13 protein-coding genes and 1 tRNA gene are annotated in these 10,688 nt (G+C 66.2%); 8 read left to right on the top strand and 6 right to left on the bottom strand.

Features of this window, described 5'->3' with window-relative positions; all coding sequences use genetic code 11:
* Window positions 1-198 precede the first annotated feature (198 nt).
* Together HLA95_RS25810 and HLA95_RS25805 are read left to right on the top strand one after the other, a co-directional pair.
* A complete protein-coding gene (locus HLA95_RS25810; RefSeq protein ID WP_222184972.1) occupies window positions 199-516 on the top strand; it encodes a hypothetical protein in 318 nt (105 codons plus the stop codon).
* 184 nt (window positions 517-700) lie between these two features.
* Window positions 701-988, top strand: a complete 288-nt coding sequence (locus HLA95_RS25805) for a hypothetical protein (RefSeq protein WP_191062627.1) — start codon at window positions 701-703, stop codon at window positions 986-988.
* Between the two features lie 7 nt (window positions 989-995).
* Here the strand turns inward: HLA95_RS25805 and HLA95_RS25800 are convergent, their stop codons facing one another.
* Window positions 996-1,946: a 2-hydroxyacid dehydrogenase gene (locus tag HLA95_RS25800; RefSeq protein WP_222184970.1), complete on the bottom strand. Its 951-nt coding sequence runs from the start codon at window positions 1,944-1,946 to the stop codon at window positions 996-998.
* 97 nt (window positions 1,947-2,043) lie between these two features.
* Between HLA95_RS25800 and HLA95_RS25795 the strand changes: the two genes are divergently transcribed.
* Window positions 2,044-2,119 (top strand) — tRNA-Asn (locus HLA95_RS25795).
* Window positions 2,120-2,376: 257 nt separating this feature from the next.
* Complete coding sequence (locus HLA95_RS25790) at window positions 2,377-3,111, top strand: NAD-dependent deacylase (protein ID WP_191059325.1); 735 nt, start codon at window positions 2,377-2,379, stop codon at window positions 3,109-3,111.
* A 275-nt stretch (window positions 3,112-3,386) separates the two neighbouring features.
* Here the strand turns inward: HLA95_RS25790 and HLA95_RS25785 are convergent, their stop codons facing one another.
* A complete protein-coding gene (locus tag HLA95_RS25785; protein WP_191059332.1) occupies window positions 3,387-3,686 on the bottom strand; it encodes a DUF1244 domain-containing protein in 300 nt (99 codons plus the stop codon).
* A gap of 26 nt (window positions 3,687-3,712) precedes the next feature.
* Entirely contained in the window at window positions 3,713-4,537 is an 825-nt protein-coding gene (locus HLA95_RS25780) for an N-formylglutamate amidohydrolase (protein ID WP_191059326.1), read from the bottom strand.
* 197 nt (window positions 4,538-4,734) lie between these two features.
* Between HLA95_RS25780 and HLA95_RS25775 the strand changes: the two genes are divergently transcribed.
* The 3 genes from HLA95_RS25775 to HLA95_RS29005 all read left to right on the top strand — a co-directional run bounded on the left by HLA95_RS25775 (window position 4,735) and on the right by HLA95_RS29005 (window position 7,216).
* Window positions 4,735-5,493, top strand: a complete 759-nt coding sequence (locus HLA95_RS25775; protein WP_191059327.1) for an SDR family NAD(P)-dependent oxidoreductase — start codon at window positions 4,735-4,737, stop codon at window positions 5,491-5,493.
* Window positions 5,494-5,627: 134 nt separating this feature from the next.
* Window positions 5,628-6,035: a hypothetical protein gene (locus HLA95_RS25770; RefSeq protein WP_191059328.1), complete on the top strand. Its 408-nt coding sequence runs from the start codon at window positions 5,628-5,630 to the stop codon at window positions 6,033-6,035.
* Between the two features lie 371 nt (window positions 6,036-6,406).
* Complete coding sequence (locus tag HLA95_RS29005) at window positions 6,407-7,216, top strand: restriction endonuclease (protein ID WP_191059329.1); 810 nt, start codon at window positions 6,407-6,409, stop codon at window positions 7,214-7,216.
* A 36-nt stretch (window positions 7,217-7,252) separates the two neighbouring features.
* On the opposite strand, the gene HLA95_RS25760 is transcribed toward HLA95_RS29005, so the two are convergent.
* The gene (locus HLA95_RS25760) at window positions 7,253-7,795 is read right to left on the bottom strand and encodes a DUF488 domain-containing protein (protein ID WP_191059330.1); all 543 of its coding nucleotides are present in this window, start codon (window positions 7,793-7,795) and stop codon (window positions 7,253-7,255) included.
* Window positions 7,796-7,884: 89 nt separating this feature from the next.
* Between HLA95_RS25760 and HLA95_RS25755 the strand changes: the two genes are divergently transcribed.
* The gene (locus HLA95_RS25755) at window positions 7,885-8,214 is read left to right on the top strand and encodes a DUF6522 family protein (RefSeq protein ID WP_222184968.1); all 330 of its coding nucleotides are present in this window, start codon (window positions 7,885-7,887) and stop codon (window positions 8,212-8,214) included.
* Between the two features lie 168 nt (window positions 8,215-8,382).
* Here HLA95_RS25755 and HLA95_RS25750 read toward each other — a convergent pair whose 3' ends face one another.
* Both HLA95_RS25750 and HLA95_RS25745 read right to left on the bottom strand, forming a co-directional pair.
* Window positions 8,383-8,940, bottom strand: a complete 558-nt coding sequence (locus HLA95_RS25750) for a hypothetical protein (RefSeq protein ID WP_191059331.1) — start codon at window positions 8,938-8,940, stop codon at window positions 8,383-8,385.
* Between the two features lie 504 nt (window positions 8,941-9,444).
* A partial coding sequence (locus HLA95_RS25745) for an AIPR family protein (RefSeq protein ID WP_222184967.1) occupies window positions 9,445-10,688 on the bottom strand: 1,244 nt, incomplete at its 5' end.

Genomic DNA, 10,688 nt, shown 5'->3' with positions numbered 1-10,688 from the left:
CTCGGGTCCACATCCCGAGCTTCCACCACAGCCGTTCTGGCTCAGCAACCCATTCTCAAACAGGCTCTAAGGCAGGCGGGCAGGGGGGGACGGCGGCGCGAAGCTGCCGGCGGCGTCCGGCCGGATCGCGCCGGACGATGATCATGATTGCCGCATTGCATAACGTCCGCAGTGCCGCAATCTGCCTGGCATGAGGAAATGCCGGTCCAGCTGGTCGTCGAGGAGATCCCGGTGAATGGAGACCTTCTGTTTGAGCTGGGCGCAAGCGACTGCTGCCCCGTCCAGCGCCGCGAGCTGGTCGTGCTGCTGGGGCGGCTCGGCTGGCACGGCGTGGACCGGGACGCGTGGCGCATTCCGCCCGGCATCGATCCGGACGAGGCCGTCCTCCATCTGAGCGAGGGCATCGTGCCGCGCCCCCTCGGGCCCGGCACGCCCGGCGGCGACCGGCTGCCGGTGTTCGGCCGCGACCGGCAGCGCGGCCCCGATGTCTGGGCGATCCGCTGCCGGGCGAGCTGACCGTCCGGCGCCGGTCCGGCTGCCGACGTGAAAGAACATTTGCGAACTTGTGACATTCGTCACCGACACCGTCTGGCGGGCATGGCTTGTCGGGGTCGCGATGCAATGCCGGATGAGCCCAAGCGCGTCCGGCAGTCGTCATCCGGCGATGCGGCACGAGCAACCAGACAAGCGACACATGAGAATGGCGATGCCTCCGTCGATCGGCTTTCCGTGGTTCGACCCGGGCGACTATTCCCGGTTGCGCGACCTGTTCAGCGATGGCGACCGCCTGCCGCCATCGTTCGCGGCTTGGCACGGTGCCGCGCAGGAGGCGCTGCGCCTGTTCCGGGAGCAGGGGCTGCCGGTCGTCCAGGTGCGGATCGAGCCGGACCAGTTCCGGGCATGGTGCCATGCCCGCGCGGTCTCGACCGACTACCGGGCACGCCACCAGTTCGCGACCGAGGTCATCCGCCAGGAGATGGCGGCCTGATCCGCCGTCAGTAGCCCAGCTCGCGCCGGACCAGACCGTCCGGCTCGCGCCCCTCCAGGAAGTGCCGGGCATTCGCGGCCGCGATCGGTGCCGCCGTGCGCGGGTCGGTGACCGCGGCCACATGCGGCAGCACCGTGACCGACCCATGCTCCCAGAGCGGATCGTCGGCCGGCAAGGGCTCGGTGTCGAACACGTCCAGCACCGCGTGGTCCAGCCGGCCCTCGTCCAGGGCGGCCAGCAGGTCGGCCGCCACCAGATGCGCGCCGCGCCCGAGATTGACGAGGCAGGCACCCGGCGGGAGCAGGGCCAGCCGGGACCGGTCCAGGATGCCGCGGGTTGCGGGCGTGAGCGGCAGGAGGTTCACCAGGATCTCGGCCCGCGGCAGCATGGCCGCCAGGCCATCCGACCCGGCATAGGCCTCGACCCCGGCTACCGATCGGCCGCTCCGGCTCCAGCCCAGTACGGCGAAGCCCAGGCGCCCCAGGGCCGCTGCGGCGCGCCCGCCCATCTCGCCCATGCCCAGCACGCCCACCACCCGCTCGGCCGCGCGCTGCTGGGGCAGGGGCTGCCAGATCCGCAGGGCGGCCTGCGCCCGGTAGCGATGCAACTGGCGGTGCAGGCTCAGCACGTGGGTGACGACGCTCTCCGCCATCTCGTCGGCAAAGGCCGGGTCCTTCATCCGGGCGAGTGCCAGGTCCTCCGGCAGGGACGGGTCGGCCAGCAGCCCGTCCACTCCGGCCCACAGGCTCTGCACGAACCGCAGCCCGGGCCAGCCGGCGAAGCTGCCCGGTGCCGGGTCGGCCACGAACAGCACCTCGACCGAAGCGCGCTCGGCCGGGCCCGGGTCGGCGTGCGGCGGGCCCAGCAACACCTCGGCACTGCCCAGCGCTTCCTGCAAGAGTTCCTGCCAGACGAGCACGCGGCGGTAGGGAAGCCGGCTCAGGAGGGCGAAGCGCATCGACATATCCAGTGGTGGATCGGTTCGCTTCGGATCGATGCACCGACCAGATAGCGCTTGCCAAGCCCGGCGGCGGCCCATAAGAACCAACCCACGTTCCCCGGTAGCTCAGTCGGTAGAGCAAGCGGCTGTTAACCGCTGGGTCGCTGGTTCGAGTCCGGCCCGGGGAGCCAACCATTCCATGGCGAGTGAACATGTGGCTGCGTGCCGGAAAGACCGGTGCGACAGGACCCGCATGTCCGCTCGCCATTTTGCTTTGAGAGCCTGAGTTGCTTTGCGAGCCCGAGACGCGTGCCTACGTGACGCATGCGCAGCGGGCGGCTAGAGGGATGCTGGTCGGATGAACGACGCCCGGCACGCTTGCCTGAGCGTGCCTGATCGTGCCTCAAGCCGGATCAGTCCGGCTTCGGCAGCAGGAGGATGGTCACTCATGCTTCGACGTCGGATCGGCTCAGATGCACGGATCGTGGTGCTCACCGGTGCCGGAATCTCGGCGGAATCCGGCCTGCCCACCTTTCGCGGCCCGGACGGGCTTTGGGAGGGGCGGCGCTTCGAGGAGGTGGCCACGCCGGAAGCCTTCGCCGCGGACCCGGAAAGCGTCCATCGCTTCTACAACCATCGGCGCCGCCAGCTACGCGACCCGGCGGTGCAGCCCAACCCGGCCCATCTGGCGCTGGCCGAGCTCGAGCGGCGCTGGCCGGGGGAGGTGCGGGTGGTGACCCAGAATGTCGACGACCTGCACGAGCGGGCCGGCCAGCGCGCCGTCCTGCACATGCATGGCCAGCTCGACCGGGTCCGCTGCGTGCGCTGCGGCTGGCACGGCCGCTGGGAGGTCGATCTCGGCACGGCCCATGCCTGCCCTGGCTGCGGTGTCGCCGGCCAGCTCCGGCCGGACATCGTCTGGTTCGGCGAGACGCCCAAGGCGATGGAGGAGGTCGAGGACGCGCTGGAAGTCTGCGACCTGTTCATCGCGATCGGCACGTCCGGCAACGTCTATCCGGCCGCAGGCTTCGTGGAGGCGGTGCGCGGCTCGAGCCTGGCGCACACGGTCGAGATCAACCTCGCCGAATCGCTGGTGAGCGCCCGGTTCGAGGAGCGGCGCTTCGGCAAGGCGACGGAGGAGGTGCCGCGCTTCGTGGCCGAGCTGCTGGCCGTCCACGCCTGAAAAGCGTGCCTGTGGATAAGTAAGGACAACGTGGCACGATCCACGCAGTCAATGCGGGATAAATCGGATCAACCGATCCATCCCCACTTCCCACAGGCAGGCCGCTTCTGTGGATAACCCGGCAGGCCTTGTTGAGGCGATGGTTGAGCCGGATCAGTGCCGGGACCGGATCCGTCCCGACTTGTCCACAAGGCGGCCCGTCCACAACTTCCAGGCGCCTGTGGAACTTAGCGGAAGATCCACCCCTTGAGCACCAGCGTCCACGAGCGTCAATGTCAATGGCCGCCCTGGCTCTTCGCGAACTCGGCCTGCTGCTCGGGCGTCGCCTCCTTCTGGAAGCGTGCGCGCCACTCGGCATAGGGCATGCCGTAGACGATCTCCCGGGCGGCCTCGTAGTCCAGGTCCGGGATGTCCCGCTCCTTGGCCGCGGCGGCGTACCACTTGGCCAGGCAGTTGCGGCAGAAGCCGGCCAGGTTCATCAGGTCGATGTTCTGCACGTCGTTGCGGCTGCGCAGGTGCTCCACCAGCGTGCGGAACACGGCGGCTTCCAGTTCGGTGCGGGTCTGGTCGTCCATGGCGGCAAATTCCCAGGGTTCGGGCATCAGCGGGTCGAGGAGGAGCAACTGACCGCCTGGCGCCAGCTGGTACCCTCCGGCAGGTCGGCCAGGTTGTCGCCCTCGTAGGTCCGGTAGAGCTCCGGGTCGGCCAGGGCCGGGATCAGGAGGTCGGCCAGCCGGTCGGCCCAGGCCAGCGCGGTTTCGGTCCGGTCGATCTCGTTCTGGCGCAGCTCCACCATCACATGCGGGATATGGGTGCGCTGGGCGTGGAAGTTGACCGTGTAGCCGAAGTCCTGCTCGCCGGAGTAGGGCTGGTTGTCCCCTACGCATAGATGCGGATCCCGGCGCAGGCCGTCCAGGAGCGGCTGGGCGAGCCGGCGGTCGCCGCGCCAGAGCACGCCCACCTGCCAGGGCCGGCTCTGGCCCAGCATCCTGGGCGTGAAGCTGTGCACCGCGATCATGGCCGGGACGATGCCGGCCCGGCGCCTGCTGCCGAGCCAGCGGGCGATGGCCCGGTGATAGGGCAGGAAATGGTTGCGGATCCGGCGGGTGATGTCCGCCTCGGCCAGGTCGCGATTGCCCGGCACCACCGTGCCGTCGCTGACCACGGGCATGGAGGCGGGAAGGCGCGGGCGACGGTTCGGGTCGATCACCAGCCGGCTGACATGGCACAGGATCGCCCCGCAGTTCAGCCGGTCGGCGAGGCGCCGGCTGACGGTCGCCGCCCCGATGTCCCAGCCGATATGGCGGGCCAGGTCGTGCGGGTCGACCCCCAGCTCGATCCCTTCCGGCACCATCCGCCCGGCATGGTCGGCGACCACGAGGCAAGGGGTGGTCCGCTCGGTTCGGTAGAGTTCCAGCGTGGTCATGGCGGGGTCATGGCAGGCAATGCGGCCGCTGTGCAACGGCCGGAGCGGCAGGGGCACCACACCGGGGCGAAGCTGTGACCGCCCTGCCGGAAGCAGGGTCATCGTCGGCATATGGGTGGTGCGTGCGGTTGCGCAACCGCGGGTAACCGGGCAAGCCCTGCGCCACCGAGCGGCATGAGCAGGAGAAGGCGAGCCCGATGCAGCGCTTCCAGGACAAGGTGATCGTGGTGACCGGCGGGGCGTCGGGCATGGGGGCGGCGGCCTGCCGGCTGTTCGCCGCGGAAGGCGGCAAGGTGGTGGTGGCCGACATCGATGGCGACCTGGCCCTGAAGGTCGCGGACGAGATCGGCGGGCGGGCGTTCCGGATCGACGTGGCCAAGGAGGCGGAGATCCGGGACCTGGTGGCGTTCGCGATCGAGGGGACCGGGCGGCTGGACGTGCTGTTCAACAATGCCGCGGTCGGGCACAGCGCGACAGGGCGCTACAAGATGGCGAGCATCGTCGACACGCCCGAGGATGCCTGGGAGGGCATCGTCGCGATCAACATGAAGGGCGTGGCGTTCGGCTGCAAGCACGCCATCCCGGTGATGGTGGCCCAGGGCGGGGGGGCCATCGTCAACAATGCCTCGATCCAGGCGATCAAGGGCATTCTCGGCGCCGATGCCTATACCTGCGCCAAGGGCGGGGTGGTGTCGCTCACCCGCACGCTGGCGGTGGACTGGGGGGCCAAGAACATCCGGGTCAACTGCATCTGCCCGGGTCCCATCGCCACGCCGATGATCCAGGCCCTGCTGGACGATCCTGCGACCGCACCCGGCATGTATGCGGATGTGCCCATGGCCCGGGTCGGCCAGCCGGAGGAGGTGGCCAAGGTGGCGGTGTTCCTGGCGTCCGAGGACGCTTCCTATGTGAACGGCGCGATCGTGCCGGTCGATGGCGGCATGTCGGTGCGGTGACCGGCTGCGAACGGCCCAGCCATACCCGGGAACTGCTGTTTCACGAGTATCGGCCAAGTAACGAATAAATAACCTTGTGTGGACGGCCCCCGGCAGGCAGGGAAGATCATGGACCACTTCCTGCCGGAGCCGCCATGATCCGTCGCCTCGCCGCCTGCCTCCTCGCTGCCCTGGTCGCCCTGCCGGCCGGCCAGGCACTTGCCGCCTGCACCCAGAAAGATGTGGCCGGGATCTGGCAGGTCTATTCGCTGGGCTACCAGCGCGGCTACGAGCCCTACTGGACGCGCTGCGTCCTGCAGGTGAACGCGGCCGGCAACTTCCTGAACGGCACCAAATGCGCCGACATGCTGGGGCGCGAGGTGGCGGCGTCGGGCCAGTTGCGGCTGAGTTCCGGGCCGATCTGCTCCTTTGTCGGCCATATCGCCTATGCCGGGGTCCGCAGCGACGTGCGCCACGCGACGCTGGACCGGGCGAAGAACCATATGGACGGGGTGGGCGTGTTCGGCGGCGGGGGCTTCTTCTTCAACGCCACCAGACGCTGAACGCGGGCATCCCGGGAATGGCCAAGCCGTTGTGCTGGCTCGGATTTGTGGCGTTCTCGGGTTCGTTTGTGCAGATTCACTCTTCGCATTCCCTTTCCGGCAGTACCCTGGTCGAACGGTCGCTGCCGGCCAGTATCGCATGGCAGCCGGCGATTTGGGACGAGAATCTTCCCATCTAGCCGGGAGGGGATGCGCGAACTAAGCTAACGGTTGCGAAACTCCCGGCGGAAGTCCTTGGGCATCAGTGAGTTGTGGCCAGATCTGCACTGAACGCTCGAAGGGCGGGCGCCCAGACGCCGCGCAAACCGCCAGCAAAGCGGCGGCGCAGGCCGGCTGCCGAGAAGAATATTGCCCGGCCGCTGCCGCAGGGAGTGAAGACGTTCCTGCTGGCGCTGCTGCTGCTGCCAATGCTGGCGGGCCTGCTGCAGAATATCGCCGTGCAGTTGTTCGGCGAGAGCGTGCGCAGCAGCGGCTGGATATTGCTGGTCGTCCTTCTGATCCTGCCGCTGGTATTGCGCAGCCTCGGTCGGTCCTGGCGAAACTATTGCTGGCGGCGACGCTGCCTGGCCGCCATCCGGACCGCATTCCTGGCCCATGCCGACAAGCTGGCGCTGAACCGTGCGCGGCTGGTCCAGGTCGACGACTATGGCGTGGAGGACACGGATCGCTGGATCGCGCATCTGGAGCGATTCGTGCAGAAGGTAGTGATGCCGCTTTTGCCGCCTGGGCAGCAGGTCTTCTTCGCCGCGGAGTTCCGCAGCTTCGCGATCGCGCTCCTGGACGAGGCGGCGCGGCAGAAGCGGACCAAGGCGCTGGGCTCGCTCAAGCCCGGGCGCAAGCTGTCCGGGCGCGATTTCGAGCAGTTCTGCATGGAGGAACTGCGCAAGCAGGACTGGCGGGCCCGCGCCACCGGGGCCAGCGGCGACCAGGGGGCCGACATCATCGCGGAGCACAAGGGCCGGGCGGTGGTGTTCCAGTGCAAGTACCATTCCGCGCCGATCGGCAACAAGGCCGTCCAGGAAGTCGCCGCCGCGCGGCAGCACTACCAGGCCCAGGCCGCCTGCGTGGTGTCGAACCAGGGCTATACGCGGGCGGCGCGGGCGCTGGCGGCGACCAACAACGTGTTCCTGATCCATTATAGCGAGCTGGCCGGGTTCAAGCGGCTGGCGTTCGCGCGGTGAGGTGCTTGGCGGAAACGGTCTTCGGCAGCGTCGCCCTCAGGCCGGATCGGCCGGCGGATAGACCAGGGTCCCGTCCGGTGCCGGGCGGGCGGCCGGGGTGAGGCGGGCGGGCTCGGTCTTGCCGGGACCCATGATGTGGCAGACGGTCTCGCCGGCCGCGAGCAGGTAGTCCGCGATGATGCGGCGATGGCAGCGCCACCAGACCGCCTCGGCGCACATGATGGCGCAGCGCTGGGCGTGGCCGAGCTCGCGCAGCTCCGCCAGGCCTGCCGCGAAGGCCGGGGTCGCGGCGTGGTCGGCATAGTTGCGGAAGCTGGTGTTCTCCCAGAAGCCGTTCTGGGACGGGGCCCGGTCCTTGCGGCGCCCGCGCAGACCGCCCAGGGGGGCGATGTGCCGGTAGCCGATGCCGAAGGGCGCCAGCGCGTCCGGCAGGGTGTCCCGGTTGTACTGCGGGTTGGTCCGCGAGCGGGGCACGGTGCGAACGTCGACCAGCACCGTCACGGCCGATTCCTGCAGGAGGGCCACGAACTCCGGCAGGGTCCGGGTCGAGTGGCCGATGGTGAAGAAGGGTGGCGTCATGATGTCCCAGCTTTGCCGGGATCGGTCGCGGCCGCCAGGGGAGAAGCCACATCAGGGAAGCAAGGCCGCAGCTTTTGGGGGACGGACAGATGTCGACCGCACCTTCCTCGACCAGGGTCTATCCGGCGATGAGCAGGGTCGAGCTGGAGGACGGCGGCTTCCAGGTCGATGCGCGGGTGCTGGGCCAGGATCTGCGCCTCGACCCGGCCGCCGTGCGGACATTGCTGCGCGAAGGGCGGATCACCGGGCGGTGCGAGCGCGGCGAGGATGCGGATGCGGGCCGCCACCGGCTGACCTTCTTCTATGGGAACCGGCGCCTGCGCCTGATCGTCGATGCGGCCGGGAACATCCTCCGGCGCTCGACCATCGACTTCGGCGAGCGGCCGCTGCCTGCGGCGGTGCGCAGGGCGGGCGGGTGACGGGCTTCCCGCCGAAGCGTGCGGCCTGGAAGATCGCCCAGGCTTCGGCTGCGGCGTCTTCTTGGGGCTTCACCAGCGGGCGTCCGGATCATGTGCCGGGAAGAGAGGTAGCCACCTCATCCAAGCAGCAGGACCTGGCTCCGCCGCCTCGCGCAGCAGCGGCGCTGCTCACCGCGCATCCAGCGCATCGCGGTAGTCGTTCAGGTCGGCGTCGACCGAGGAGGGGGCGTCGATCCATGGCTGCATCGGCAGGCCGGTCACCGGGTCGCGCGCCGGGATCGGCAGCATCATGATCCGCTTGGCTGCGGCGCGACGCTCTTCCTCGGTGATCTGCTCTTCCTGCATGTTGTCCCAGTCGCGGCCGTCCGGGTAGCCGCCGACCATCACGATGTCGGCGCTCGACCCGGTCATCTGGTGCGAGACGCCGGCCGGCATGACGATCACGTCGCCGGCCTCGATGCGGACTTTTGTCCCGCCACGGCCGAACAGCGCCACCTCCATCCAGCCGACGGCACAGCCCAGGCATTCATGGGTGGTCGAGTGGAAATGCGGGTAGGTGTAGATGCCGGGATAGGTCCAGTTGTTGAGCCAGCCGTTCTGGCGGAAGCGCGCCTTGACCGCGTCCACTCCGCCGCCGGAGATCCCGGCACGATGGACGAGCAGCGGGAACCGGCTGTTGGGCAGCATTCCGACCGGTCGCGACTGGTACTGTTCCGTCTCTGGCATGGCTCCCCCCGAGGTTCCTGCTGTCGGGGCCTGGGACCCCGTTGTCGTGCAGTGGCGAGTCGACGAGGCCGAAGAGCCATGCCGGCCCAATTCGTTGAACTATATCAGGGCGGGAACGCGCGAATCCAGATGCGAGCCGAGTCCGCATCCTCTGCCGCAGTCGGAGAAGGACAGTGATGGACTCGCTCGTGCTCAGGTTCTCGACGGAGCTCCGGGCGGGGATGGAGATTGGCGCGGACCGTGCCAGCGCGAGGCGGGCATCACGGCTGCGACGGCCTAGCGGTCAGGAGTCTTATGGAGAACGAATTCGGTGGGCGAACCGCAGGACACACGGTCAACGGTTCGAACCGGCCCGGTCGTTTGAACCGCTCCCACAATGACGAGTTCATCGTGCCCATCCTTTCCAGCTCGGCCTTGGCGACGGCTCATAGATTTACGGTGGCGACCACGCTCCTGCTGTAAGTAGCAAAACCCGAATCCATTACCTATGCATTAATACCCTTTTCACGTAATGGAGAGATGATTCGCGGCATCATCAACAATCACTTTACATTTTGTAGCATTTTTGTAGAGGCTGGCTATGTACGAGTCAGGATAATTATTTTCCGTGCATTCTATCACACATTTCAAAACTCTTTTAGTAAATGCATTGATGTCATCAAGAGTGACTCTCTGATTTTTCTTCTGAGCATCGTTTATCATTTTGAAGGCCAAATATTCGACGATTCTGTTGCCGTGTATGGCTACATGAGCGCTACGGCCTTCAAATATTTGCCTCTGTTCTTCGAGAGCCTTCTCCATTTCGCGGAGAAATTGAACTCTCTGCCAAAGGTTCGGTCCAGACAGTCCGGAATGGAAAAGTGTCTTGTATGGCGCCTTGCTCAAGTCGTCCCAAAGTTTACTGATTTCTCGTTTAGCTTGTACGGCGAGGTCTACAGACTGTCGAGAACATGCCAAGGCTATCGTAGCTTCAACTAGCCCGAACCGAGTGGGACCGGCACCTTCTATCTCACCCTGGCGAAACTCATAATCAATACCCTCGATCTGCAACTCGTTTCGGAGCCTCTCCTGTTCGGGGTCCAACGCGACGAAGTTGCGAGAGTCGACGCGGTTCTGTGTATTCGTCGCACGAGTAACCTGGATGGCAAAGTCTTCAGGGCAACCTTCAAGAGATATAAGACGAATAGGAACTCGCGCTGAGTTCAATGACTCGGGATCTGTCTTAGACATACTTGAAATGGAGCCGACTGTCTGGGCTCCATTTACGATAGTCACGTCCGTGCAGTCGAACTGACCTGCATCTCGTGTAGTACCGCCGATCGCTCTCTTGCGGATTGATCCGCAAAGTGCAGTAATTCCATTATTGAGGTACCAAAATATTTCTGGGTTATTCTGCAACGATGCGCAAATGCTCTCGTTGACCGAGGTATTGCTTCCAAGGAACGATCGAATATTTCTCGAAAACAGCCTTGGTTGGTGCTTGTTGTACCAGTCAGCGACATCGCTTGCCGCAACTTGGCCATAGTATGCTCGCATTGGCTGTTCTTTTTGTGCCCATTCGAACAAGTTTATTGTTATGTTAATTGGGCTACCTTGCGCGCCTTGCGTTAAGGTATTGTAGAAGTTCTCTTGGCTCAAAACTCGGGTAAAGGCTATTTCACCTGTGTCGTTCTGCTCAGAGCCTGTTTGAGAATGGGTTGCTGAGCCAGAACGGCTGTGGTGGAAGCTCGGGATGTGGACCCGAGAGA

The organism is Geminicoccus harenae (assembly GCF_019800005.1).
Classification (GTDB): domain Bacteria; phylum Pseudomonadota; class Alphaproteobacteria; order Geminicoccales; family Geminicoccaceae; genus Geminicoccus; species Geminicoccus harenae.
The sequence above is the reverse complement of the archived record's forward strand: the minus strand, read 5'-3'. Positions and strand labels throughout refer to the sequence as shown.

Excerpts from the sequence above, each read along its gene's own strand:
- HLA95_RS25805 (WP_191062627.1), top strand. The coding sequence starts at position 701 with ATGGCGATGCCTCCGTCGATCGGCTTTCCGTGGTTCGACCCGGGCGAC.
- HLA95_RS25800 (WP_222184970.1), bottom strand. The coding sequence starts at position 1,946 with ATGCGCTTCGCCCTCCTGAGCCGGCTTCCCTACCGCCGCGTGCTCGTC.
- HLA95_RS25760 (WP_191059330.1), bottom strand. The coding sequence starts at position 7,795 with ATGACGCCACCCTTCTTCACCATCGGCCACTCGACCCGGACCCTGCCG.
- HLA95_RS25785 (WP_191059332.1), bottom strand. The coding sequence starts at position 3,686 with ATGGACGACCAGACCCGCACCGAACTGGAAGCCGCCGTGTTCCGCACG.
- HLA95_RS25780 (WP_191059326.1), bottom strand. The coding sequence starts at position 4,537 with ATGACCACGCTGGAACTCTACCGAACCGAGCGGACCACCCCTTGCCTC.
- HLA95_RS25750 (WP_191059331.1), bottom strand. The coding sequence starts at position 8,940 with ATGCCAGAGACGGAACAGTACCAGTCGCGACCGGTCGGAATGCTGCCC.
- HLA95_RS25775 (WP_191059327.1), top strand. The coding sequence starts at position 4,735 with ATGCAGCGCTTCCAGGACAAGGTGATCGTGGTGACCGGCGGGGCGTCG.
- HLA95_RS25790 (WP_191059325.1), top strand. The coding sequence starts at position 2,377 with ATGCTTCGACGTCGGATCGGCTCAGATGCACGGATCGTGGTGCTCACC.
- HLA95_RS25770 (WP_191059328.1), top strand. The coding sequence starts at position 5,628 with ATGATCCGTCGCCTCGCCGCCTGCCTCCTCGCTGCCCTGGTCGCCCTG.
- HLA95_RS25810 (WP_222184972.1), top strand. The coding sequence starts at position 199 with ATGCCGGTCCAGCTGGTCGTCGAGGAGATCCCGGTGAATGGAGACCTT.
- HLA95_RS25755 (WP_222184968.1), top strand. The coding sequence starts at position 7,885 with ATGTCGACCGCACCTTCCTCGACCAGGGTCTATCCGGCGATGAGCAGG.